This window comes from Sphingobacterium sp. UBA7855 (assembly GCA_002500745.1).
Lineage (GTDB): Bacteria > Bacteroidota > Bacteroidia > Sphingobacteriales > Sphingobacteriaceae > Sphingobacterium.
The window spans coordinates 308,681-333,736 of the sequence record DLST01000018.1 but is presented as its reverse complement, the minus strand read 5'-3'; the positions used below and the strand labels follow the sequence as shown (position 1 = coordinate 333,736).

Sequence of the window (25,056 nt, the reverse complement as noted above, 5' to 3'; positions counted from 1 at the left end):
CATGGCAAATTTAAATATTGACAGTGAAAAAAGCAGGACCTACGATGCTATTGTAATCGGTTCTGGAATTAGCGGAGGATGGTCCGCAAAAGAGTTGTGCGAGAAGGGGTTAAAAACATTGGTGTTGGAACGTGGACGTGATGTTCAGCATATTAAAGATTACCCAACCACCAATATGATGCCCTGGGAGTTTGAGCATCGGAACGAAATGCCTTTCAAAGTAAAGGAAGAAAATCCAGTCGTCAGCAAATGTTATGCATTTCATGAGGATTCAGCCCATTTTTTTGTGAAGGACAAAGAGCACCCGTATATTCAGGAGAAGCCTTTTGATTGGATCAGGGGATACCAGGTGGGGGGTAAATCGCTGTTATGGGCGAGACAGACACAACGTTGGTCTGATTTTGATTTTGAAGGCCCTGCCAGAGATGGCTTTGCTGTAGATTGGCCGATACGTTACGCCGATTTAGCGCCTTGGTACAGTTACGTCGAAAAATTTGCCGGCATTGCTGGAAACCACGACGGACTTCCAGAATTGCCAGATGGTGAGTTTCTGCCGGGATACCCTTTAAATATTGTTGAAAAGTATTTTAAAGAAAGCGTTCAAAAGAGATTTCCGGAACGCAAGGTAATTTCAGCCCGCTGTGCACACCTCTCTAAGCCCAACCCCATTCACATCGAGCAAGGTCGTGTACAGTGTCAAAATCGGGTACTTTGCCAGCGCGGATGCCCTTTCGGTGGATATTTCAGTTCGAATGCCACGACAATTCCTTGGGCCGCAAAGACCGGAAATATGACCTTACGACCATTTTCTGTAGTTCACTCCATCCTGTATGATGAACAAAAAGGAAAAGCCGTGGGCGTACGTGTGATTGATACCAATACAAAAGAAGAGATTGATTTTTATGCTAAGCTGATTTTTGTCAATGCGGCGGCAATTAATACAAATTTGATCTTATTGAATTCTACATCCAACCGCTTTCCAAATGGTTTGGGCAACGATAGTGGCGTTTTAGGCAAATACGTTGCCTTTCATAATTATAGTGCACGTATCTATGCCGAGTACGAAGGTTTGTTAGATTTTAAGACCGAAGGGCGGAATCCCGCAGGTGGAGGATACATTCCACGTTTCAGAAACTTGCACAAGCAGGAGACCGACTTTTTAAGGGGGTATGCTGCCGGATTCGGAGCTTCGCGCGGTAAACAGTCCGATCGTTCGGGTTTAGGACTTGATCTGAAAAATAATTTGTTAAATCCTAAACTGGGTATTTGGCAGGTCGGATCTCACATGATGGGTGAAACCATACCAAAAGAATCCGGGATGGTTTCATTAGATGGAAGTAAAAAAGATGATTGGGGAATTCCGCTGTTAAAAATTGCTGTCGATTATGATGAGAACGATGAAAAAATGAAAAAAGATTACATCGCTGTCATGACAGAAATGTTTACGGATGCTGGATTCACAAATATTCGGCCCGATACACGCTGGCAGGCTCCGGGGCTGGATATCCACGAAATGGGCGGAGCTCGTATGGGACACGATCCGAAGACTTCAGTATTGAACAAATGGAATCAAATGCATGCGGTGAAAAATGTATTTGTCACTGATGGTGCAAGTATGACGTCTACATCAACACAAAATCCTTCATTGACGTATATGGCATTTTCGGCACGGGCTGTCGATTATGCGATCAACGAAATGAAAAAAGGAAATATCTAAAAATACTGTACTGGAGAAAGGTTTTTAAAAAAAATCTTTCTCCAGTAAAATTAAAATGTTATCTTTCCAACTGGATAACATGTGACAACCAAGAAATAATAACCAAAAGAAAGACAAGAAGTTATAGACAATTAAAAAACCAAAATTGGAAACCAAAAAATTTTTACAACAAAAGCAAAAGCGATTTAGCTAATTTATTGCGAATTCTGTGAAACAATAATTTCATAGGCATTTAGGTCCGGTGCTTTCTATTTTATCGTAAATGGACGCAAAAGGAATCTAATAGGTAATTTTTCAAGCAGCAGATTGCAAAAAAACATCAATTAAGGGAAACTAAATTAAACTAGACGTTCTAAGCTTCATTTTGCTAAAACGTTTTTATAAACCAAATCACTATTAATATGAGCAAAGTTGACGTAAAATCACTTGCGCAGCTTGGGAAAAAATCGAAACTATTTTTCTCATTAGCTGTCATTGCTGGTACTTTCCAACAAGTCAATGCCGCAGTCGGAACTTCATTCAAGTACGAAGGCAAATCCGTCGTCAAAGAGATGAACCATTTGCAGCAACAAGTTAAAGGAAAAGTATTGGATGCTACCGGAAAGCCAATTTCGGGAGTAAACATCGCCGTTAAAGGTACTTCAAAAGGTACGCAATCCGATGCCTTGGGTAATTTTACACTAGATGCTAAATCGGGGGATGTACTGGTAGTTTCTTCCGTCGGTTACAAATCCAAAGAAGTTACTGTTTCCGGTACAACAGTTTCCGTGCAATTGGACGATGATCAAAGTCAATTGGACGAAGTTGTCGTTGTAGGATACGGTACTATGCGTAAATCGGATGTAACGGGGTCTATTGCGATGGTCAAAGGAGCCGACCTGATTAAAGATCAAAGTTTCAGCGCTTTGGACGCCCTGAGAGGAAAAGCTTCTGGGGTAAATATCTTTTCGAATTCAAGCCAACCTGGCGCTAATGCAAATAGAGTTGTTATTCGTGGTGTAGCGACGATCAACTCTTCTTCCAACCCATTATATGTAGTAGATGGAGTCGTGATGGAAGATTTCAATTTGTTGAATCCGAATGATATTGAAAATATTGAGGTTTTAAAAGATGCTTCCTCAGCAGCGATCTATGGTGCGCGCGGTGCAAATGGTGTTATCCTGGTGACGACAAAACGCGGAAACAAAGATGGATCTCGAACGATTAGTTATCAAGGATCGGCCGGTGTAAGTTCGGCTCAGCGCTACATGGATTTGCTCAATGCAAAGGAATGGGTGGATGCCTTTATGATTGGATTGGAAAATGAAAATAAGTACCAAGGAAAGTCATGGTCGTTAGATAAAAAGACGTGGTTTAATGATGCAGACTATTTTGATGCAAATGGCAATCCATTGTATGATACCGATTGGCAACGCGAGGCAACCCGTACGGCCATTTCACATAATCACCAATTGAATGTGCAACAAGGTGATGAGAAATCATCTGTTGGTGCATTTTTGAATTATACGGATCAGCAGGGAATCATGAACAATACCTGGAATAAGCGGATCAATGCAAAAATGGCTTATGATGCAAAACCGACAACATGGCTCTCTACTGCAATTAATTTGACGGTCAATCATACCTGGGGACGTTATACGCCGGAAGACGGTGGTGGACAGGAAGCGCGTCGTACCATGATCGAGATGATCCCTTGGTATCCTGTTTATGATAAAAATGGACTATATACAAATTCTGCATCGTCTACGGTAGCCGAAAAATTAAGTTTTGAAGGAATGGCAAATCCGGTTTCCATTTTGGATTTACAAAAACGCCTACGCTATAATACGCAGATTTTTGGAAATGCGGCATTAACGTTTCATCTGGCCGATGGGTTGGATTTGAAAACGCAATTGGGGATTGATCACCACAGGAAAGACTATAAAGGATACTCTTCAAAATTATTAAACAATATTTCCAGACCAAATGGCTGGGCAGAACGTTCGCATACGAATACGCTGTATTGGCAGGAAGAAACCTATCTGACCTATAATAAGCAATTTGATAAACATCGCATCAATGCGATGGCAGGTCTTTCTTGGCAAAAGAAGACCTATGACTACGATAAAATGCGGACGGAAGGATTCCCAGATGATTTCTATGAGTATAATCGAATGAACCTAGGTGTAACGCCAGCGACGCCTGAATCATTCTACAATGATTGGGCGATGAATTCGTATTTCTTGCGGGCAGCATACTCGTATGATAATCGCTACTCTGCAACAGTTACTAGCCGTTACGATGGTTCATCCAAATTTGGTAAGAACAATAAATACGCATTTTTCCCTTCATTAGGCTTGGCTTGGAATGTGTCCAACGAGGAATTTTTAAAGGATAATCAGACCATTAGCAACTTGAAGCTGCATACAAGTTACGGTTTGACAGGGAACTCTGAAATTGATCCTTATCGATCGTTATCAATCGTAGATGCCGGTACAATTTTATTAAATAATACGCGGGCGCCATGGTCTTATGTCAGTACGATTTCAAATGAAGATTTAAAGTGGGAGAAAACTGCACAATTTGATGTTGGGGTGGAATTGGGTTTACTTCAAAATCGTCTAAATTTTGATGTTTCTTATTACCGTCGAAAAACAACAGACCTTCTGTTGGAGACACCGATACCAAGAGCGACCGGTTTTAAATCCGTCATGAAAAATATCGGCGCCGTACAAAATCAGGGGCTGGATATGATGATTACCGGTACGATTGTGACCAATGAGAATTTTGATTGGAAAGCATCGTTGAACGCCAACTACAACAAGAATAAGGTATTGAAATTGGGGGAGAACAATGCAGATATCTTAAAGAACGATTGGGTCGGTGGTGCAAATAGTGTGATCCGCGTTGGCGAAAACTTAAATAGTTTTTACGGTTACAGAAGATTGGGGGTATATACTAAAGCTGATGTGGATGCCGGAAATGCTACGCTAAGTCAAATCGGGCGTGCAAAAAGAACGACTGAGAAAGAGATCATCGGTAAAGGTCTGCCAGATTGGACCGGTAGCTTAATCAACAACTTGCGTTATAAAAACTTCGACTTTACGTTAGACCTCCAATTTGTGAAGGGAGTGGATGTCATGCAACAATTTTTCCATTCAACATATGACCGTTTTGGTATTACGAACGGTCTGAAGGAAATTCTGACGGATGCCTATAACGGTTCCAATCCGGATACCAAACAACAGGCGATCTACCTGACTAATGGAGGGCATGCGGGACAGGACACCAATGTGGACGATGCTTGGGTTGCGGATGGTTCTTATGTGCGTGTAAATTTGATACAATTTGGCTATACGTTTAATTCGGACGTACTAAAGCGGATAGGCTTGTCGAGACTGCGTATCTACGCGAATGCGAATAATCCATTCTTATTCACGTCAAAAGATTTTAAAGGTTACGACCCGGAAAGTACTTCTCAGTATGATCCAGAAATGACTTCTCAATTTACTGCACAAGGGAATGGAAAATTCGGACAAAACATGACCTTTTTCTCCTATCCTAGAGCGAAAACATTCTCTTTGGGTGTTAATGTTACATTTTAATGCATAGAATTTAAAAAGATGAAGAATAAATTATTTCTGTTGTTATTGGCCGGACTGGCTCTCACAACATCCTGTAATAAATTTTTGGACGAAAATCCTAGCTCTAACCTGTCATTAATTAGCTATTATGAAAATGAAGGACAGGCCGAAGCAACTGTAAATGCACTTTACCGTCGGGGTTCACCATTACGTTATTCTACAACAGGTTCCTATCTAGGTTCTACGGCTTCCATTAATACCATTTTAACAGGGTATTTTACGAATAGTTATGAAGGGCAAGAGCGTGTCACATTGTTTGCGCGTGAGCTGACCCGGCAGCAAAATACGAGCGTAATATCACCCACGATGAATACGATTTGGGATGGAGCTTACGAAGCCATTAATATCGCTAATGCAGGTGTAAAGTATATCCCGCAGATAAACATGGTCAATGAGACCAAGAAAAATACGTTATTGGCTGAAGCCAAATTTTTTAGAGCCTACAACTACTTTTATCTTGTCAAAACATTTGGAGCAGTGCCCTTGTATACACTCCCGAATGAGACATTGAACGATCCACTTTATCTAGAACGTACAGAGGCGACGAAGATCTATGAATTGATAGAGGCAGACCTGAAAAGTGCTGTGGAAGTGCTACCAGCTAAAAAATTTGCAGAGGGCCATCGCATTACAAAATATGCAGCAGCAATGCTTTTGGCCGATGTTTATTTACAACAAGGTAAATTTGCAGATGCGGCGACTATGGCTAAAATTGTGGTCAATTCGCCGCATAAGATGACCCAAAATACGGATTTTGCAGAAAATAGTGCCTACAACTTATTGCGTAAGACGGATGACCTAGATGAGGTGATTTATGCACAGGAATTTGATGACCTTGTTGCTAACAGCGGAGCAAGGACTGCAACAGCTTTTAGCTCGTCTGCAGTTTCGGTATTTACTACTTATTCAATATTTGAGCGTGTTTTTGGTCCTACGAAGCAGTTTTTGAATGTTTACGATAAAGATGATTTACGGATCAAACCTAACCAGTTCTATCACTGGTCTTATACCAATCCGATTAACGGTAAAAAATGGACTTCGGAAGATGCTGGTATATGGTACTATGTTGATGAGCAAGCTCTGTTAACGACGGGAAGAGGGACCAAGGACTGGAATTTTTACCGTTATCCCGAAGCTTTGTTAACTGCTGCAGAGGGTATCGCTAAATCAACCGGAGTCAGTGCTGAAGCAGCCGGATATTTAGCACAGGTCAAAGCACGTGCGAACACAGCTGGAAAATCTGTTGCTGCTTTCACGGCCGAGCTACAAGGATTATCAGCAGAAAATTTTGTCAAAGAATGTTGGAAAGAACGTCTTCGTGAGTTTCCGTTGGAATACAAAATGTGGGATGATATTGTACGTACGAAAATGTTCCCTGTAATCTCCACAACAGAAGCCGGAAAAGTAGATTTTGTTCCGCTTATTGGTGCGAAAAACGCATCGGGTGCGACATTTAAAGAATCCGACCTCTTATGGCCTATTTCACCTGATGAGATTCAACGCAACAATAAATTGACGCAGAATCCAGGGTATCAATAGATCTTTCAATAGTAGTCATGGCTATCAAAATGGATAGCCATGATTATCTAAAGTGATTTGTAGGTGAAAATCCAGAATCAGCAAGGTTATTTTAGGAGCAGCGCTCTGTTTAGTACTCCTTCAGGCAAATACTCAGTCTGACTGTGATGTTCATACCCTGCTGGGTATTGAGACCACATAAAAAAAGCCGTTAAGAATTTATCTTAACGGCTTTTTGACGCTATCGCCAGTATCATATATCTACGACCACATCCATTTTAAAGTCATCATCTTTTAGATGAACAATCTCAGTTGCTTTTTCGTAGTTCGTTGATTTCTTGGAGAAGAAATCATGTTGTGTTGTCTCGGTATTCAATCCATTCAATACGATTGGATTAACCTGTTTTACTTCGAAGATCGGATCAAATCCAAGATTCATTAACGCTTTGTTGGCATTATAACGAACATATTCTTTCACCTCGGCAGTTAAACCTACTTCGGTATAGATCTCTTCGGTATATTTCAATTCATTTTCATATAAATTGTAAAGAAGTGCCAAGAAACGTGCTTTGACCTGATCTTGATTTTTTAGTTTTTTGAATTGATCTTGAGCGATCAATCCTACGAATACGCCATGTATCGATTCATCAGCGATGATTTTTTTAATGATATCAGCTGATGCGACCATCTCCCCTTGTCCACATAACCATAATGGTAGGAAGAATCCGGAATAGAACAGGAAGGACTCCAATAATACCGAAGAAGCCATCGCCATATAGATTTCTTCTTCTGAAGCGTCTTCTTTATCGATCGCACGATAATAACCATCGATTGTTTGCGCTTTGTATTGCAAGTATTTATTTTGCTGAACCCATTCGAAAATATCGTTGATTTCAGCAGTTGTAGAAACTGTCGTGAAAATAGTAGAATACGATTTTGCATGGATAGCTTCCATCATACACATATAGGACAATACCGCTTTATTCTGTAATGTGTCGATGTGATCGATGATCTTAGGCATACCCGTATGACTCTGAAGGGTATCCAATAAGGTTAAGCCACCCAATGCTTTTTTATACGCATCTTTCATTTCTGGACTGATACGTTTCCAACTATCAATATCTTTCGATGGAATGTATTCTGTGTCGATCCAGAATTGACGGATATTTTGTTCCCAGAACATTAATACATAATCGTTCTCGGGGGTATTCCAGTTGACGGCTTTATATGTTTTACTCATTTTTAGTTTAAAGTATTAGGCATTTAGTTTACCAAATCGCAAAATTAAGCTGAACAAGAGACACATTCGTCAATCGTTGATTTTCTTGTCCGTGTGTAATAAAGGGATTTTAACCCTAGTTTATGTGCATAGATATAATATCTCGATAAATCTCTCGTCGAATCTTTTGAGTTGGTATGCAAAATAGTGGATACACCCTGATCGATATGACGTTGAATGACTGAAATCAGCTTCAATACCTTGAATTGATCCATATCATATGCCGATTTGAAATAGAAATAATTATCATTTGTCAAATATGGCATTGGATAGTAAGTTGTGCTGTCGCCATATTCACGTACTTCAATGATATCTACAATAGGCATAACCGATGCAGTAGCATTCATGATATAGGAAGTCGACTGATTTGGAGCAATAGCCAAGCGGTAAGCATGGTAGATGCCATGTTCTTTGATTTGTGCTTTTAATGCTAACCAATCTTCCACCGTTGGAATATGTATTCCTTCGAATAACTCTGTTACCTTAGCTGTCTTTGGCATGTAATCGCGGTTGACATAGTTATCGAAATAGGTGCCGTCAGCATAGGCTGATTTTTCAAATCCAACAAATGTTTTACCACGTTCTTTGGCAATTTCCATGGATGCTTCCAATGAATAATAGTTCATCATCATAAAGAACGTATTGGCAAAATCCAATGCTTCGTTAGACTCGTACATGATGAAGCTTTTTGCAAGATAACCGTGTAAGTTCATCGCACCCAGTCCAACGGAATGCAACTCGCGATTGGCTTTGGCAATCGAAGGAACCATATCGATATTAGTTACGTCGGTAACGACAGTCAACGCACGCATAGCCGTTTTTACGGTCTCTTTGATACGTTTGTTGTCCATTACAGTCGCAATATTTAAAGAGCCTAAGTTACAGGAGATGCCATAACGGATGGTATCTTGTTTGCCATAGATCTCAATGTCGGATACTTGAGATACCTGCATGATCTCCGTACATAGGTTAGAGAATTTTACCTGACCGATTTCATTCAACGCATGGACACGGTTGGTATTCTCTTTAAAAAATATATATGGGTAACCGGATTCTTTTTGTGTCTGTGCAATCTTAACCAAGAGGTGACGGGCATTGATCTTTTTCTTTTTCACATTTGGATTCGTGATCAATTCGTCGTACATTTTGTCCATATCCATCTCGTCCAAGAATTGTCCATACTCTTGCATGACGGTATGTGGATAGATCAAATAACAAGGTTCATCTTTTTCTGCCAATTCCATGAATTTATCAGGCACGATAATACCGATAGACAAGGATTTGATACGTACCTTTTCGTCAACATTGATCTTTTTACAATCCAAAAACTCTTCAATATCGGAGTGGAAAATATTAAGATATACGGCACCTGCACCTGGACGCTGTCCCAATTGATTGGCATAGGAGAATGTGTCTTCCATAATTTTCATAATAGGAAGTACACCGCCCGCACGACCTTCAACACCTTTGATTGCCTCGCCACGAGCACGGATTTTGGAGATATTGAACGATACGCCACCACCGATAGAAGATAACTTCATAGCGGAATCAACAGCGTAACCAATACCATTTAAGTTGTCACCGATTTCATCAAGGAAACAAGAAACCAATTCACCAGAGCGCTTCTTTCCTGCATTTAAGAAGGTAGGTGTCGCCGGCTGGTATTCTTGATTGATCATGATTTCGGCGTATTCAATTGCTTTTTTTACGCCTTCTTCTCTTGCCAAGAATAGGGAAACAGCAACAACGCGGTCTTCATAGCGTTCTAGGAACTTCTCACCAGAATCGTCACGCAAAGCGTAGCTCTGGAAGAACTTGAAGGCCGCCATAAAAGACTCAAAACGGAATTTTTTAGCGTATACATAGTTGAATACTTCTTCCATTTCTTCAAATGTAAACCATTGGTAAAAGTCAATATAATAGTTGTTCTCTACCAAATAGTCTATTTTTTCTTTCAATGTATAAAAGAACACCGTGTTCTTATTTACATATTCCAAGAAATAGGCACGAACTGCTTCCTTATCTTTATGTAAGCTGAATTCGTCATCATGCTTAATCATGATTTCATTATTAAGCAATATCCAGTTTTTTGCTACTTCGTTTGCTACCATCGCAAAAGTTCTTTAAGATGTCAATAAATTGATTAATGTCTTCCATTGTTCCGGACAGTTCAAATTTGAATGCCAGTGGAATGTCGAAATCTTGTGAAATGCGATCAGCTGCCAAGCCATAATTCGGCCCCCAATTGCGATTACCGCTTGAAGTAACAGAATAGATGTTTTTAGCTTCGCGTTTCATGAATTCTACTGTGTTATCGGGTACCTGCCCAAAATTTGTGGTGAAAGTGACCAAATGGCCAGGGTCTTCTACCTTCAAATCGCGGGTTATTTTATGGATTTGCCAGCCTGTTATTTGAGCGACCTTATCCATAAAACGCTGTACGTTGCCCGTTTTGGAATCATAATAAATGTGTATCATGTTGTTGTTTGGTTTAAATGATACGCTGAATTTATTAAAGTGCAATGGCGGCCAATTCTTCTGGTTTAAAGCCAATGATACGGTGTTGAATCTCTTCATTTTCCAACACAATTACAGTAGGAACTGTGCGGATTTTGAATCGTGCAGCCAAGTCTGGTTCATCAAAAGGATTAACCGTTTCATATTGGATACCTTTTTGATCCAAATAAGCCGATACTTGTGCGCAAGGGGCACAATCGTTTTTCTCAAATTTGATAATTCTTGCCATGTTACTTGTTTATTTTTTTTATTCCAATCTTTATAGAAAAACTCGGAACGAAGTTAATTGTATCAATTTGAATAGGGGAACCCGATCCTAAGGTTAGGCCGGGCGCTGAAAACAGATACTTATTAAATAGAAAGATCTGTTTCTGATACGTAAAAAACTTCGTTGAGTTGCTAATTCCTTTATCAGCTTAACAAATATCCTACATTTTCCTGCTATGCGGTAGGTAGACTTTTCCACATTTTGGGTAAAAGTTTAATAGAGCATGCGTTTGTAGCGGATTGTTGTGGTTAAGTGTTTGATTGTGTGTATTTTAAAAATGTGGATAACTTTAAACTAGTAATTTTTACCCCTTTTTTACAAATGATTTAAGTTTAATTTTAGTGTCATAAAAAAGCTACAAATCTTGCTTCGTAATGAATGTTTTATTATTTTATTTTGCCCTAATTTGAAAAATAAATTTATGAAGAAACTATTCTATGGTCTCTTGCTTTTAACTTCACTACAAACGCAAGCGCAAGAAAACATTACCTTTCAAAAACCCTCTACTGAAATCCTGGCGTTGGCCGATTATGTACGCCCTCCTCAGCTGATAATTTCAGGCGATAAAAATTGGATGCTTTTTACATTTCGCCCCACTTATAAAAGTCTGGCCGAATTGGGGCAGGAAGAAATGAAACTGGCAGGATTAAGGATTAATCCGAAAACATATATGGAGAGTTCAACGCTCTTTTACGATAAGATTACCTTAAAAAAAATAGATCAAAATCTTGAATATACTGACTTTGCCGGGATGCCAGAAAATGCGGCACTATCCAACTTTGTGTTTTCTCCGGACAATAAGTATTTGGCATTCAGCAATAGCAATGATAGTGGTACAGCTTTGTTTGTTGTTGATCTGGCTACGCGGAACGTCAAACAGTTAACCAATTACAATTTGAATGGGACAATGACGGCACCTTTTCAATGGTTAAGAAATTCGTCAGGTTTAATGATTACCAGTCTGCCACAGGATAGGCCTGCACTGTTGGATCCTTCCAAAGATTTGCCGCAAGGACCGGTTGTTTCAACAAGCGATGGAAAGGTTTCGCAGTTGAGAACGTATCAGGACTTGCTGAAGAGCCCATTGGACGAGACAAACTTTGAAACATTGGCGCAGTCAAATCTGCAGCTTGTGGATCTTAACGGCAAAATTTCGTCTTTTAAAGACAAAGCCATTTATACAGGGATCAGCTTTTCCCCGAGTGGCGAATATGTGATGGTATCGACAATCACGAAGCCCTATTCGTATGTGGTTCCGCTATCGTATTTTCCGCAAAAGGTACATATCTATGATCGTACTGGTAAAGAAATCACGCTTGTTAATGAGACTCCTTTGACGGAAGTCATGCCGAAAGGGTTTTCGTCGACACGCTCGGGAAAGCGGGCCTGGCATTGGCGGAGCGACCAACCCGCTACGTTAGCTTATGTTGAAGCACTTGACGGCGGGGATGCCAATAAGGAGGCGGAGTTTCGGGATGCCTTATATACCTTGTCATACCCTTTCAAGGGGGCGGGAAAGCTTATTTTCAAAACCAAAGACCGTTATGCCGGTGTCGTATGGGGCAATGAGAAGTACGCCTTGGTTCATTCGCAATGGTATGATACTAGAAATAGGAAAACTTTTGTGGTTAATCCTTCCACAGGAGAATCCAAACTGCTGCACGATCGGAACAGTCAGGACGTATATAATGATCCTGGCGACGTGTATACGGAAAGAAATAGTTTAGGCACTTACTCCATGTATATAGATAAAGATAAGGTTTTATTTGTGGGCAAAGGGTTTACGAAAGATGGCGAGTTCCCCTTTGTGGATGAGCTCAATTTACAATCTTTAAAGAAAAAGCGAATGTACACTGCAGCGGCATCCGCACTACAAGAACGTATTACCCAAATAGTGAATCCCAAAACAGGGGATTTATTAATTTCGCTTCAATCAGCATCGATCTATCCCAATTATTACATGAAAAATATGAAATCTGGGAAACAGACGACACTAACAGCTCTTGAAAACCCGTTCAAATCTTTGGAAAAAGTTCATAAAGAGATTTTGAATTACAAGCGTAACGATGGGGTAGAGCTTTCGGGAACGCTTTATCTGCCTGCAGGTTATGATTTTAATAAAAAGGAAAAATTACCATTGCTCATGTGGGCTTACCCAAGGGAATACAAGGATAAGCATACGGCTGGACAGCATACCGCCAATCCTAAGGAGTTTACATTCCCAAGTTATGGCTCTTTTATCTATTGGGTATCTAAAGGGTATGCTGTACTGGATAATGCTGCCTTCCCAATTGTTGGGGAAGGGACGAAAGAACCGAATGATACTTTTATTGAGCAACTTGTGGCTAATGCTGAGGCAGCAATCGATGCGGTAGACCAGCTGGGCTATATCGATCGAAAAAAAGTTGCGGTAGGCGGGCATTCCTATGGTGCATTTATGACAGCACATTTGTTGTCCAATTCCAAATTGTTTGCAGCGGGAATAGCACGCTCTGGAGCATATAATCGAACCTTAACACCATTCGGTTTTCAAAGTGAGCAGCGAAACTTCTGGGATGATCCCGCGTTGTATATGACCATGTCTCCTTTTGTAAGTGCTGATCGGATGAAAACACCACTGTTATTGATTCACGGTGGAGCAGATAATAATCCCGGGACGTTTACTTTGCAGACCGAGCGCTATTTCCAGGCGCTAAAGAATTTGGGAGCTCCTGTGCGGATGGTGATTTTGCCGCGTGAAGCGCATGGGTATGTAGCCAAAGAAAATATATTCCATCTACTGTGGGAGCAGGATCAATTTTTGCAAAAATACTTGAAAAATTAACTGTCTGGCCAAAACTATTAAGATCTGCACGATACGGTGTTGTTATAAAAAAGGGACTACTATCAGTCCCTTTTTCTGTGCAATAAATTTTGATTCACTGGAAAGCATCGCACCTATTTGCTCGCTTTAACCGTAAAGGGTACGACATATGCTCCCCACTCCAAGGAGACTGTTCCCTGTGGAGTGGCATTGATCTTAAATTGTTCCTGTGCGGTACTTGCTGTTGCGTTACTGACGGAAATGCTTAAGGCATCTTCTTTGGAATCATATTTCGTTCCCCACTGATTCCAAACTTTATTGAACATGAGCGTTGTTTCATGTTCGCCCGGGATACTGTAAAGACTATATTTTCCAGCGGCCAATTTCTTGCCTTCAACCAATACATCTTTATCGAATTCGATCGTAGTGGCTTCATTTGCTCCGGTTCGCCATACTTTACCGATAGGGGCAACATCAACACCCAATTGACGGCCTTTTAATGATGGACGGCTGTAATTGATGTCGATCGTGATACCATCGACCGTAGTCACCTTGGTGTTGTCAGGAGGACTTGGTCGTTTACTTTTGTCTGTCTGCGCAAAGGTAAGCTGACCTATTAAGGTCAAAATTGCTAAAATTACTACTCTCATATGTGCTTATTTTTTTGATTAAACAATTAAATATAAGATTTTTATGTGATGAAAATTTTGCTTTTTATTTTTATACCAAATACTCGAATAATGTTTGGTCTTTGTTGATCTCAATGACATCAAACTTATATTCTTTCATGCGTTCAATTAATGTTGTATAATCTTCGGGTTTGTTGAGCTCGATGCCGACCAGCGCGGGGCCTCTTTCTCGTTCTGTCTTTTTGATAAACTCAAATCGCGTAATGTCGTCTTTAGGTCCCAATACTTCGGATACGAAAAGTTTTAATGCGCCAGGTCTTTGTGGGAAACGAACGATGAAATAATGCTTGTAACCTTCGTAAAGTAAAGACAGTTCTTTGATTTCACTCATGCGGTCAATATCATTATTTCCACCGGAGATGATACAGACGACTTTCTTTCCTTTAATTTCATCTTTGTGGAACTCGAGCGCTGCTACTGAAAGTGCTCCTGCAGGTTCGACGACAATTGCATCCTTATTATATAGTTCTAATATACAGGTACAGATTTTTCCTTCGGGAATAGAGCGCGTATCATCCAGCAGTTGTTTGGCGATTTCGAAGGTTGTGGCACCGATTTTTTTAACAGCGGCCCCGTCAACGAATTTGTTGATATGTTCAAGTTCAATCGGTGCACCATGTGTTAGGGCAGCTTGCATGGAAGGAGCACCTTCGGGCTCTACACCATAGCATTTAATGGCTTTGTTTTTATTTTTAAGGTAATAGCTAGCGCCTGCAGCCAGACCGCCACCACCAATAGGAATAAACATAGCATCCATATCCGGTAAATCCTGCAAGGCTTCAACAGCAACGGTGCCCTGACCTTCTACAATTTTAAGGTCATCAAAAGGAGGGATAAAAGTCATGCCGTACGCTGCGGTATAAGCTAGCGCAGCCTTTTGGCAGTCGTCAAAGGTGTCCCCGGTTAAGATGATTTCTACATTGCCATTACCCCACATTTCGGTTTGCGAGATTTTCTGGCGTGGTGTCGGGCCGGGCATAAATATCACCCCTTTGATATTGAGTTTATTACAGGAAAAAGCGACGCCTTGGGCATGATTACCTGCGCTTGCGCATACAACACCAAGCTGCCGCTCTTCTTCTGTAAGTGAAATAATCTTATTATAGGCTCCCCGTAACTTGTACGAACGTACGACCTGTAAGTCTTCTCGTTTGAGGTAAACTTCGGCGCCATATTTCTCGGATAAATGCCTGTTATACTGTAAAGGGGTGCGATTGACCACAGACTTGATGCGTTCAAGCGTAGCCTCGGAATCGATATTTAAGGTTGAAAGATTCATTGTTAGAGGATTGCCCAGTTAAGGTCGGTAAGAAAATGCAGATACCCGCTGTGATACTAAAGATTCTACCGCTACTGTGTGTTTAAATATAGTTGATTTTTTTGAAGAAAAAAGGCTGCATGAGCAGCCTTCCTTTTCTAGATTTTTTCTTGGACGAGGCTTTTTAGGTCATCATCGCAAATATTTTTCTTTTCGTCGGCCAGAACCAAAAAGCGTTGATAGCAATCTGCTAGATCGTCTTTTTCAAGGTGAAATCCTAAACGCTCTAGATGATGTTTGAGTGCATGTCTTCCCGAACGGGCAGTTAAAATGATATCAGCTTCCAACAAACCAACATCTTCTGGTCTAATAATCTCATAGTTTTCGCGATGCTTTAAGAATCCATCCTGGTGGATCCCTGAGCTATGTGCAAAGGCATTGCGACCTACAATAGCTTTATTTGGCTGCACAGGCATATTCATCATTTCACTTACCTTACGGGATAAGTAGGTAAACATGCGGCTATCAATATTTGATGTTAAACTTCCAAATGCTTGCTTGTGTACCTTAAGGATCATAGCCACTTCTTCTAGCGAAGTGTTACCAGCACGCTCACCGATACCGTTTATTGTACATTCTACCTGACGCGCACCATTTTGTATCGCTGCGACGGAATTTGCCGTTGCAAGTCCCAAGTCATTGTGGCAATGTGCAGAAATGATCGCTTGATCGATATTGCGTACATGTTCTTTCAGATACTTGATTTTTGATCCATATTGGTCCGGTAAACAATAACCGTTTGTATCAGGGATATTAACGACAGTAGCTCCGGCAGCAATGACCGATTCCACCATTTTAGCTAGAAATTCTAAATCTGCGCGACCGGCATCTTCTGCATAAAATTCGACATCCTCAACATAGGATTTAGCATGTTTTACAGCGGAAACCGCTCGCTCTAAAATTTCTTCCCGTGTACTATTGAATTTATATTTGATATGCATATCCGAAGAGCCTATACCCGTATGGATGCGCGGGCGTTTGGCGTATTGTAATGCTTCGGCAGCTACATCAATATCGTTTTTATTGGCACGGGTCAATGCACATATAATGACATCGTTCACGGCTTTGGACAATTCTACCACCGATTGAAAATCACCGGGGCTAGACACTGGGAAACCAGCTTCGATAATATCAACGCCCAGTTTTTCTAAGTCCTTTGCGATCTCAATTTTCTCTGGAGTAGTTAATTGGCATCCGGGTACCTGCTCGCCATCACGCAATGTGGTGTCGAAAATGTAAAGATGATTAGGATCGTGTAACATAATTTCTTAATTCAAAAGATTTATAAACTAAATATGTAAGAAGCAATGCATTTAAGTGCCCGAGCAAAGGCTTGCGGCATCTGATTCCCAATACTCACTACTTCATTACTCATATCTCAATACTATTTAATAAACTCCAGTACTTTTTGCCCCATTTCTTGGGTACCTAAAATTTTTGAAGCTATTGTGCTACGGTTTGCAATGTCACCAGTTCTCCAGCCTGCCTTCAATGTTTCAGCTACAGCATTGGTAACCGTTTTAGCTTCTTCCTGTAGGCCAAAGCTAATATCAAGCATCAAGGCTGCAGATAATATTGACGCAAGTGGATTTGCTTTATTTTGACCAGCGATATCGTGCGCAGAGCCGTGTATAGGCTCGAAGAAACCAGTGCCATCACCTACAGAGGCAGAGGCCAACATGCCCATAGAGCCTGCAATTTGCGAAGCTTCGTCTGTTAGGATATCACCAAAAAGATTAGCGGTTAAAACAACATCAAACTTCTTTGGATTTTTGACCAATTGCATGGCGGCATTATCAATAAACATGTGCTCTGTTTCAACATCTGGATATTCTTTTGCAAGCTCTTGTACAACTTCTCTCCAAAGACGCGACGTTTCCAGGACATTAGCTTTATCAACAGAGCATAACCTTTTACTACGCGTGCGCGCTGCCTCATAAGCTTTACGTGCGATACGTTCAACTTCGTAACGGTGATAATTCATTAGATCTGAGGCAAAAGTGTTGTCCTCGTTTCGGTTTTTCTCGCCAAAATACACATCGCCTGTCAATTCACGGAAGAAAAGAATATCTGTCCCTTGAAGAATTTCTGGCTTTAAGCTTGAAGCATCCAACAATTCATCAAATAATAATATTGGGCGAAGATTAGCATACAGACCCAATTCTTTACGGATTTTTAGTAAGCCTTGTTCAGGTCTAACTTTAGCCGATGGATCATTATCATACTTGATATGGCCAATGGCACCAAAAAGGATTGCATCAGAAGCTTTTGCTTTCGCTAACGTCTCGTCAGGTAGTGGGTTGCCTGTAGCTTCAATTGCGGTATGGCCCATGATGGCTTCGTCAAAGCTAAATTCATGACCATAATTTTCACCAATTTTTTCTAGCACTTTTTTACCCCAAGTGGTTACTTCTTGGCCTATACCATCTCCAGGTATGATTAAAATGTTTTTTTTCATTGTTTTTATAACTATTGAGCCGTTAGTCTCTAAATGCTAACCGCTAACATCTATTTTCTATTCTAGCTGGGCGTTTTCCACATTTCTTATGTGGAAAACACCTCTTTTTTGTGGGTAACTTCTGTTGTCGCTTTCACTTCTCCCTTTTCCAACACCATTTTATTATCAATGCAATTGGGTAACTGAGCGTCGAAATGCCCTACGTAGATGAGGGTTTGGCCGCTTTTACTCAGATCATCAATGACGTCGTTGAAATACTGTGTCTGCTCTTTGTCCAGACCCTGACATGGTTCGTCCAAAATCAGCAGTTCAGGATGTTTCACGATTGTGCGCGCCAGTAGAGCCAAACGTTGTTGGCCCAGGGGTAATGATCCCAATGTTTTATGTTTAACCTCTTTGAGGTCAAAAAAATGAAGAATTTGCTCCAGCTTCTGCTGTTGTTCAAATCCTAATCGCTGATAGAGGCTCATGGAATTAAAGAAACCCGAAGCGATGGTCTGTCCAACGTTGGCATTCATATCGTAGTACCAATGTAATTCTGGCGATATGATCCCCAAATGTTCTTTGATGTCCCAGATACTTTCTCCAGATCCTCTTTTTTTACCGAAAAGATAAATGTCATTGGCATAGGCCTGGGGATGATCTCCATTGATTAAACTAAGCAAAGTTGATTTTCCAGAGCCATTATGACCTTGAAGTAACCACTTTTCACCAGCTTTTACCTCCCAGTCTATGTTTTTTAGAACTTGTTTTTCTCCATAAGAGATATTAATCTTGTTCATTTTTACCATGATCGGAGAAGTTACTTCAGGGGCTCGTTGCAAAAAATAAGGGAGCGCTTTTCTTGTGCGGGGCAATCCTCTGGATATCTCATTGCTATTTTGGCGAATAACAATCTTACCATGCTGTATCTCCGCAAAACGATTGATGCAGCTTGGTTGTTCATCATCATTATTAATAAGCAACAACGTCACCCCTTTATTTGCCAGCTGATCAAAAATGCGATTGAGGTCTTGTCGAGACTGTACGTCTAAACCCGTATAAGGTTGATCAATGATAAGGACCTCAGGCTCGAGCCATAGCGCCTTGATCAATTGTAGTCTTTTATGCTCCCCACTGGAAAGTTCGATTAACTGTTGATCTTTGAAATTTTCAAAACCAAAAATTGTCAGATAGTTGCGTACATCGTCAAAAGAGAGTTGTTCCTCCTGTGCGTAATGTTTCAGCTCTGCAAAAACAGTTAACGTATCGTTTTTTGCGAATTTGTTGTACCGCTGTTGATAATAAAAGTTGCGGTCGCCTTCGAGATTGGTAAACTGAAACCAATTGGAAACATAGTGAATTTTTGCTGAAAGGGGATTATTGGAGCCGAGATTGAATTCGATTTTCCCTTCATATTTTAATTGACCGGCAACTGCTTTTGCAAGCGTTGTTTTTCCGGTACCACTCGGTCCTCCTATGATCCATTGTTCACCCTTAAAAATTTGCCAATTTAAATCTTGCAATACGATATCTCTACCGTACTGAACAGTTAAATTGGCAATATGGACGACAGGATCTACCATTGTCTGTTTGCTTCAAATGCTTCGATTGAATCTTTTTGGTTTAGGATAAAGTCGATGTCATCATATCCATTGATCAAGCATGACTTTTTATATGGATTGATTTCAAATTCAAATTGATCGCCTGTTTCTGTCAACATGACCGTTTGTTTCTCCAGGTCGACGATAATTTCGGTATTAGGATTTTGGTGTACCAATTCAAATATCTTTCCTAAAAACTCTTCTGGAACTTGAATGGGTAAAACCCCATTATTTAGCGCATTTCCTTTGAAGATATCTGCAAAGAATGAACTGATAACAACGTCAAAACCATAGTCTTGAATAGCCCAGGCAGCGTGTTCGCGACTAGAACCACAGCCAAAGTTTTTACCCGCAACCAATATTTTTCCCGAATAGGTCGGGTTGTTCAATACGAAATCCGTTTTGGGCTGATTGTCTGTATCAAAGCGCCAATCACGGAATAAATTATCTCCAAATCCTTCGCGCGTGGTCGCTTTTAGAAAACGCGCTGGAATGATCTGATCGGTATCAATATTTTCAATAGGTAGTGGAACTACCCGTGAAGTTAAAGTTTCAAATTTTTTCATTTTTTCAAAGTCAAAATAAAAAACGGAGCTGAGTCTATTAGCCCTCCGTTTTTTATCTGTTTTATTTTTTGTCGAACGCTAATTGTTCAAAACCTTTTCTCTTTGCTTTTCATACTCCTCTTTGGTAATAAGCTTGTCATCGTACATCTTTTTTAGCTCTTGTAATTTAGCTGATAATGATGTGTCTGTTGACTCTTTTTTTGCTCCGCTACCAAGAGGTATCAATTCATACGTATGTTGCTCTTTATATTTCATGGTCCATAGAAATGGAACGAGTACAAATATACCACCGATAATAGCACCGACGTCAGCTTTTTCATTTCTGGAAAAACTGGTAATAAAAGGCTCATAACCTTCTTTTTCTATTTTCAAGTCAGTTGTGCTGCCAACGATTTTGGTGTCTTTATAAGAATACGGTGTCGTACCCGCGTACTCTCCTTGAATATAAACTTTTGCTCCAACAGGATTCGATTGAATCAATGTTTTGCTTGCGCAACTGGTAAAAAGTGTAGCCCCCGCTAAGATGATAGATGTAATTTTAGTAGTACTTTTCATTTTTAGATTAATATATTTTACGTTTTAATTTTTTTAGATCAACTCTCTTACATCTGTTATTTTACCTGTTACTGCTGCGGCAGCTGCTGTCAAGGGGGATACCAGCATGGTACGTGCATTAGGCCCTTGACGTCCTTCGAAGTTTCTATTTGAAGTCGAAACGCAATATTTACCAGCAGGTATTTTATCTTCGTTCATTCCTAAACATGCGGAGCATCCCGGTTCGCGTAGTTGGAATCCTGCAGCCTCAAATATGCTATCCAAGCCTTCTTCCTTAGCTTGTTTTTCTACTTGCTTTGAGCCTGGTACAATCCATACTTCAACGTCCTGTGCTTTTTGCTTACCCTGTACGAAAGAGGCAACTTCACGTAAATCTTCAATACGGGAATTGGTACAACTTCCGATGAAGACGTAATCAACACGGTTGCCAAGCACTGTTGAATCATCTTTAAAGCCCATGTAGTCCAATGCTTTTTGATACGATGGTCTTTCCGATTCTGGTTGAGCAGTAGTTGCCGGAATATGTTCTGCAATTCCCATTCCCATCCCGGGGTTGGTACCGTAAGTAATCATGGGAGCGATGTCTGTCGCATCAAAAGTCAATACTTTATCGAAAATGGCATCGTCGTCGGAATATAATGTTTTCCAGTAGGCTAACGCTTTATCCCATTCTTCTCCTTTCGGTGCGAATTCACGGCCCTCGACATAGTCGAAAGTGATCTGATCCGGAGCAATTAAGCCTCCACGTGCGCCCATTTCGATACTCATGTTACAAATGGTCATACGTGCTTCCATGCTTAATGAACGGATCGCTGAACCAGCATATTCTATAAAGTAACCCGTACCGCCGGCAGCAGAAATTTTGGAAATGATATACAAGATGATATCTTTAGCTCCAACGCCTTTTTGAAGGGTACCGTTGACTTCAATTTTCATCGTTTTTGGCTTCGACTGCAATAAACATTGCGTTGCGAAGACCTGTTCAACCTGAGAGGTTCCAATACCAAAAGCAATAGCTCCAAAAGCGCCGTGAGTGGAGGTATGGCTATCGCCACATACCATCGTTTTGCCCGGTAAAGTGATACCCAGCTCTGGACCAATAACATGTACGATACCTTGGTAGGGGTGCCCCAAACCGTATAATTCAATACCAAATTCAGCACAATTTTTGGTGAGCATATCAACCTGATAGCGCGATAATTCTTCTTTGATGGGTAAATGCTGATTAAGTGTCGGTACATTGTGGTCGGCAGTAGCTACCGTTTGTTTTGGACGAAAAACTGGGATTCCTCTTTTACGTAGGCCATCAAAAGCTTGAGGTGAAGTAACTTCATGAATTAAATGGGTGTCGATATATATAATATCCGGGAACCCTTCCTCGCGCTTGACGACGTGCGCATCCCAAATTTTTTCTACTAAAGTTTTTGACATTTTTTATTCTCTCTTATGTTATTTTTATATTAACCAAGGTGATATTGTAAATGTCTCAATATCACCTTGGTTTCAATATACTAAATTACGAAATTTTCATGATTTTGAAGCATGTATAATTCCGTACAAACTTTAAACAGTTTTGATCGCTTTCATTGCGGTCATTGCTTTACGCAATTTGCGCCCAACAATTTCCACGGGGTGGTCGCGTAAAATTTCATTGATAACAACTAATTGAGCATTATCAACTGAACCATCCCGGCCTTCGTTAAAGTTTTTACCGACTAAATCAGTATCTACAGTTTTCATAAAGTCTGCCAACAACGGTTTACAAGCCTGATCGAATAGGTAACAACCGTATTCAGCTGTATCAGAAATCACACGGTTCATCTCGAACAATTTCTTACGGGCAATTGTGTTGGCGATCAATGGTGTTTCATGTAATGATTCATAGTATGCCGACTCAGGTTTGATACCCGCTTCAACCATTGTTTCAAATGCCAATTCAACACCTGCACGGATGAACGCAACCATCAATGTATAGTTATCAAAATATTCTTGTTCGCTGATTTTAACATCACCTGCTGGTGTTTTTTCAAATGCAGTTTCACCCGTTTCAGCTCTCCATTTCAATAGGTTGGCGTCACCGTTTGCCCAGTCTTCCATCATCGTCTTGCTAAAGTGGCCTGACATGATGTCGTCTTGATGCTTTTGAAATAATGGGCGCATAATATCTTTCAATTCTTCGGAGATCTCAAAAGCTTTCACTTTCGCAGGATTGCTCAAACGATCCATCATACCGCTTACACCACCATGTTTCAACGCTTCAGTGATAACTTCTACACCGTATTGTACCAATTTGGATGCATAACCAGCTTCGATGCCTTTTTCGATCATTTTGTCGAAAGATAAGATCGAACCTGTTTGCAACAATCCGCAAAGAATCGTTTGCTCACCCATCAAATCTGATTTCACTTCAGCTACGAATGAAGATTTCAATACGCCTGCTTTGTGGCCACCTGTTCCTACACAATAAGCTTTTGCTTCAGCCCATCCTTTTCCTTGCGGGTCATTCTCAGGGTGAACAGCAATTAAAGTAGGTACACCAAAGCCACGAAGGTACTCTGCGCGAACCTCAGAACCTGGACATTTTGGCGCAACCATGATGACCGTAATATCTTTACGGATTTGCATGCCTTCTTCCACAATGTTGAAACCGTGTGAATACGATAATGTAGCACCCTCTTTCATCAAAGGCATTACGGCGTTGATAACTGAAGTGTGTTGTTTATCTGGAGTCAAGTTGATGACTAAATCTGCAGTGGGAATCAATTCTTCGTAAGTTCCTACGTTAAAATTGTTGTCCGTAGCATTTTTCCAAGAATCTCTTTTTTGTTCAATAGCTTCTTTACGTAAAGCATAAGAAACGTCCAATCCGCTATCTCTTAAGTTTAAACCTTGGTTCAAGCCTTGTGCGCCACATCCTACGATTACGATTTTTTTACCTTTTAAAGCATTTACGCCATCCGTGAATTCGGTGTTGTCCATGAATTCAGCGTGACTTAATTGTTCTAACTGCTCTCTAAGCGGTAAAGTGTTGAAATAATTTGCCATTGTTTTACTTTCTTTCTGTTATGGGTTGTTGATTATTTGTTCTAATTATTGTACTAATCTGCGTTGCGCCATTGCATAGCCGAAATGAACATTGTCGTGTCCAGATGTCAGGGCAATAACTTCTTCAATGGTTTCCATTGGATAACCATAGGTTGCTGTTGAAAAGGAAGTTATTTCTCCAAAGACACCATTGTCATAATCGGCGGCAATTTGCTCAATACTACGGATTGCGATTTCTTTTAATTCATCAATCTCCGCTTGTTCAACAAAGCGGGTCGGTTTGGTGTCTTTTTTATAATCTTCGTTATATTTCACCCAAGCCGTATCGGCTTTAATTCCTGTACGCACATAGATCAAGGTCTGGGTACTGACAACGATATGCGCAAAATTCCAGATGATATTGTTGTTAAATCCTACAGGAATTTTGTTAAGCTGTTCTATAGAAAGACCTTCAATTAATTCAATGAATTTTTGACGTGACTTTAAGATAAATTTAAATGTTTCTTGCATGATATTTTTAATGCTTACATTGTAAATACATCATCTCTTTTGTCGAGATATTCGTTTTCTACAATTTCTTCAGAAGGCTCTTGGGCTTCAAACTGAACCAATTTGGAGTGGAAGCCAGCACTATCCTTGATGATGGCAATACGGGCTCCACGTACAAATTCGATCAAGCCGTATTTTGTCAACTCTTCGGTTAACTTATCAATCTCTTCGCGGTGACCGGCCGTTTCAAATACAATATAATCGTTGCGGATCACAACGACATTCGCACCGTATTGACGTAACAACCGCTCAACGTAAACTTTTTCATTCACAACATCCGCAGGCACTTTATACAATGCCTGTTCTTGCCAGATCACTTCATCATTGGTATTGTAGTAGGCTTTAAGAATGTCAATTTGTTTTTCCAGCTGACGGCAAAGCTTACGCAGAACATCCTCCGCTTCCGTGATCACAATGGTAAAACGATGTATCCCTTCCACTTCAGAAGGGGAAGTGTTCAAACTTTCGATATTGATTTTTCTTCTCGAAAAAATTGTTGAAATCCGACCGATAAGACCGATCGAATTCTCTGTATATAGGGTGATGGTATATTCTTGTTTTTCCATGT

The 25,056-nt window shown here is 40.5% G+C and carries 19 protein-coding genes; 4 read left to right on the top strand and 15 right to left on the bottom strand.

Annotation, left to right across the window (positions count from 1 at the left end):
* Nucleotide 1 precedes the first annotated feature (1 nt).
* The 3 genes from B2107_RS17640 to B2107_RS17630 all read left to right on the top strand — a co-directional run bounded on the left by B2107_RS17640 (nucleotide 2) and on the right by B2107_RS17630 (nucleotide 6,879).
* Nucleotides 2-1,717 (top strand): GMC oxidoreductase, encoded by a 1,716-nt coding sequence (locus B2107_RS17640; protein WP_293957023.1) that lies wholly within the window; start codon nucleotides 2-4, stop codon nucleotides 1,715-1,717.
* Nucleotides 1,718-2,118: 401 nt separating this feature from the next.
* Nucleotides 2,119-5,301 (top strand): SusC/RagA family TonB-linked outer membrane protein, encoded by a 3,183-nt coding sequence (locus B2107_RS17635; protein ID WP_293957022.1) that lies wholly within the window; start codon nucleotides 2,119-2,121, stop codon nucleotides 5,299-5,301.
* Nucleotides 5,302-5,319: 18 nt separating this feature from the next.
* The gene (locus tag B2107_RS17630; protein WP_293957020.1) at nucleotides 5,320-6,879 is read left to right on the top strand and encodes a RagB/SusD family nutrient uptake outer membrane protein; all 1,560 of its coding nucleotides are present in this window, start codon (nucleotides 5,320-5,322) and stop codon (nucleotides 6,877-6,879) included.
* A gap of 232 nt (nucleotides 6,880-7,111) precedes the next feature.
* Here the strand turns inward: B2107_RS17630 and nrdF are convergent, their stop codons facing one another.
* Genes nrdF through B2107_RS17610 form a run of 4 tightly spaced genes read right to left on the bottom strand, consistent with a single transcriptional unit; the run spans nucleotide 7,112 to nucleotide 10,883 of the window.
* A complete protein-coding gene (gene nrdF / locus B2107_RS17625) occupies nucleotides 7,112-8,098 on the bottom strand; it encodes a class 1b ribonucleoside-diphosphate reductase subunit beta (protein ID WP_209578155.1) in 987 nt (328 codons plus the stop codon).
* 44 nt (nucleotides 8,099-8,142) lie between these two features.
* Complete coding sequence (nrdE, locus tag B2107_RS17620) at nucleotides 8,143-10,197, bottom strand: class 1b ribonucleoside-diphosphate reductase subunit alpha (RefSeq protein ID WP_293957019.1); 2,055 nt, start codon at nucleotides 10,195-10,197, stop codon at nucleotides 8,143-8,145.
* A gap of 10 nt (nucleotides 10,198-10,207) precedes the next feature.
* Nucleotides 10,208-10,615 carry a class Ib ribonucleoside-diphosphate reductase assembly flavoprotein NrdI gene (gene nrdI, locus B2107_RS17615; RefSeq protein WP_293957018.1) on the bottom strand — a complete coding sequence of 136 codons (408 nt, stop codon included), beginning with the start codon at nucleotides 10,613-10,615 and terminating at the stop codon, nucleotides 10,208-10,210.
* Between the two features lie 34 nt (nucleotides 10,616-10,649).
* Nucleotides 10,650-10,883, bottom strand: coding sequence for a thioredoxin family protein (locus B2107_RS17610; protein ID WP_046673718.1), 234 nt, complete (start codon nucleotides 10,881-10,883; stop codon nucleotides 10,650-10,652).
* Between the two features lie 460 nt (nucleotides 10,884-11,343).
* Here B2107_RS17610 and B2107_RS17605 point away from each other — a divergent pair, with 460 nt between their 5' ends.
* Nucleotides 11,344-13,746, top strand: coding sequence for a S9 family peptidase (locus B2107_RS17605; RefSeq protein ID WP_293957017.1), 2,403 nt, complete (start codon nucleotides 11,344-11,346; stop codon nucleotides 13,744-13,746).
* 113 nt (nucleotides 13,747-13,859) lie between these two features.
* Here the strand turns inward: B2107_RS17605 and B2107_RS17600 are convergent, their stop codons facing one another.
* From B2107_RS17600 to ilvN, 11 genes are all read right to left on the bottom strand, one after another.
* On the bottom strand, nucleotides 13,860-14,375 hold the full coding sequence (locus tag B2107_RS17600) for a DUF2911 domain-containing protein (protein ID WP_293957016.1): 516 nt from the start codon (nucleotides 14,373-14,375) through the stop codon (nucleotides 13,860-13,862).
* A 70-nt stretch (nucleotides 14,376-14,445) separates the two neighbouring features.
* On the bottom strand, nucleotides 14,446-15,693 hold the full coding sequence (gene ilvA / locus B2107_RS17595) for a threonine ammonia-lyase IlvA (protein ID WP_293957015.1): 1,248 nt from the start codon (nucleotides 15,691-15,693) through the stop codon (nucleotides 14,446-14,448).
* Nucleotides 15,694-15,830: 137 nt separating this feature from the next.
* Nucleotides 15,831-16,994 (bottom strand): 2-isopropylmalate synthase, encoded by a 1,164-nt coding sequence (locus B2107_RS17590; RefSeq protein WP_293957014.1) that lies wholly within the window; start codon nucleotides 16,992-16,994, stop codon nucleotides 15,831-15,833.
* A gap of 122 nt (nucleotides 16,995-17,116) precedes the next feature.
* Nucleotides 17,117-18,190 (bottom strand): 3-isopropylmalate dehydrogenase, encoded by a 1,074-nt coding sequence (gene leuB / locus B2107_RS17585; RefSeq protein WP_293957012.1) that lies wholly within the window; start codon nucleotides 18,188-18,190, stop codon nucleotides 17,117-17,119.
* An 86-nt stretch (nucleotides 18,191-18,276) separates the two neighbouring features.
* The gene (locus B2107_RS17580) at nucleotides 18,277-19,755 is read right to left on the bottom strand and encodes an ATP-binding cassette domain-containing protein (protein WP_293957011.1); all 1,479 of its coding nucleotides are present in this window, start codon (nucleotides 19,753-19,755) and stop codon (nucleotides 18,277-18,279) included.
* On the bottom strand, nucleotides 19,749-20,339 hold the full coding sequence (gene leuD / locus B2107_RS17575) for a 3-isopropylmalate dehydratase small subunit (protein WP_293957010.1): 591 nt from the start codon (nucleotides 20,337-20,339) through the stop codon (nucleotides 19,749-19,751). Before leuD ends, B2107_RS17580 begins: the two co-directional genes overlap by 7 nt.
* A gap of 78 nt (nucleotides 20,340-20,417) precedes the next feature.
* Nucleotides 20,418-20,894, bottom strand: coding sequence for a PEGA domain-containing protein (locus B2107_RS17570; protein WP_293883949.1), 477 nt, complete (start codon nucleotides 20,892-20,894; stop codon nucleotides 20,418-20,420).
* A 33-nt stretch (nucleotides 20,895-20,927) separates the two neighbouring features.
* On the bottom strand, nucleotides 20,928-22,325 hold the full coding sequence (gene leuC / locus B2107_RS17565) for a 3-isopropylmalate dehydratase large subunit (protein ID WP_293957009.1): 1,398 nt from the start codon (nucleotides 22,323-22,325) through the stop codon (nucleotides 20,928-20,930).
* A gap of 132 nt (nucleotides 22,326-22,457) precedes the next feature.
* Nucleotides 22,458-23,939, bottom strand: a complete 1,482-nt coding sequence (gene ilvC, locus B2107_RS17560; RefSeq protein ID WP_293957008.1) for a ketol-acid reductoisomerase — start codon at nucleotides 23,937-23,939, stop codon at nucleotides 22,458-22,460.
* Between the two features lie 45 nt (nucleotides 23,940-23,984).
* A complete protein-coding gene (locus B2107_RS17555; protein ID WP_293957007.1) occupies nucleotides 23,985-24,449 on the bottom strand; it encodes a DinB family protein in 465 nt (154 codons plus the stop codon).
* Nucleotides 24,450-24,463: 14 nt separating this feature from the next.
* Nucleotides 24,464-25,054 carry an acetolactate synthase small subunit gene (gene ilvN / locus B2107_RS17550; RefSeq protein ID WP_293957006.1) on the bottom strand — a complete coding sequence of 197 codons (591 nt, stop codon included), beginning with the start codon at nucleotides 25,052-25,054 and terminating at the stop codon, nucleotides 24,464-24,466.
* Nucleotides 25,055-25,056: the final 2 nt, after the last annotated feature.

Bases quoted from the DNA above. Each gene is read 5' to 3' on its own strand.
- ilvN (WP_293957006.1), bottom strand. From the start codon at position 25,054: ATGGAAAAACAAGAATATACCATCACCCTATATACAGAGAATTCGATC.
- leuB (WP_293957012.1), bottom strand. From the start codon at position 18,190: ATGAAAAAAAACATTTTAATCATACCTGGAGATGGTATAGGCCAAGAA.
- B2107_RS17590 (WP_293957014.1), bottom strand. From the start codon at position 16,994: ATGTTACACGATCCTAATCATCTTTACATTTTCGACACCACATTGCGT.
- B2107_RS17630 (WP_293957020.1), top strand. From the start codon at position 5,320: ATGAAGAATAAATTATTTCTGTTGTTATTGGCCGGACTGGCTCTCACA.
- B2107_RS17580 (WP_293957011.1), bottom strand. From the start codon at position 19,755: ATGGTAGATCCTGTCGTCCATATTGCCAATTTAACTGTTCAGTACGGT.
- nrdI (WP_293957018.1), bottom strand. From the start codon at position 10,615: ATGATACACATTTATTATGATTCCAAAACGGGCAACGTACAGCGTTTT.
- B2107_RS17600 (WP_293957016.1), bottom strand. From the start codon at position 14,375: ATGAGAGTAGTAATTTTAGCAATTTTGACCTTAATAGGTCAGCTTACC.
- B2107_RS17570 (WP_293883949.1), bottom strand. From the start codon at position 20,894: ATGAAAAGTACTACTAAAATTACATCTATCATCTTAGCGGGGGCTACA.
- B2107_RS17640 (WP_293957023.1), top strand. From the start codon at position 2: ATGGCAAATTTAAATATTGACAGTGAAAAAAGCAGGACCTACGATGCT.
- ilvA (WP_293957015.1), bottom strand. From the start codon at position 15,693: ATGAATCTTTCAACCTTAAATATCGATTCCGAGGCTACGCTTGAACGC.
- ilvC (WP_293957008.1), bottom strand. From the start codon at position 23,939: ATGGCAAATTATTTCAACACTTTACCGCTTAGAGAGCAGTTAGAACAA.
- nrdF (WP_209578155.1), bottom strand. From the start codon at position 8,098: ATGAGTAAAACATATAAAGCCGTCAACTGGAATACCCCCGAGAACGAT.
- leuD (WP_293957010.1), bottom strand. From the start codon at position 20,339: ATGAAAAAATTTGAAACTTTAACTTCACGGGTAGTTCCACTACCTATT.
- leuC (WP_293957009.1), bottom strand. From the start codon at position 22,325: ATGTCAAAAACTTTAGTAGAAAAAATTTGGGATGCGCACGTCGTCAAG.
- B2107_RS17555 (WP_293957007.1), bottom strand. From the start codon at position 24,449: ATGCAAGAAACATTTAAATTTATCTTAAAGTCACGTCAAAAATTCATT.
- B2107_RS17610 (WP_046673718.1), bottom strand. From the start codon at position 10,883: ATGGCAAGAATTATCAAATTTGAGAAAAACGATTGTGCCCCTTGCGCA.
- B2107_RS17605 (WP_293957017.1), top strand. From the start codon at position 11,344: ATGAAGAAACTATTCTATGGTCTCTTGCTTTTAACTTCACTACAAACG.
- nrdE (WP_293957019.1), bottom strand. From the start codon at position 10,197: ATGATTAAGCATGATGACGAATTCAGCTTACATAAAGATAAGGAAGCA.
- B2107_RS17635 (WP_293957022.1), top strand. From the start codon at position 2,119: ATGAGCAAAGTTGACGTAAAATCACTTGCGCAGCTTGGGAAAAAATCG.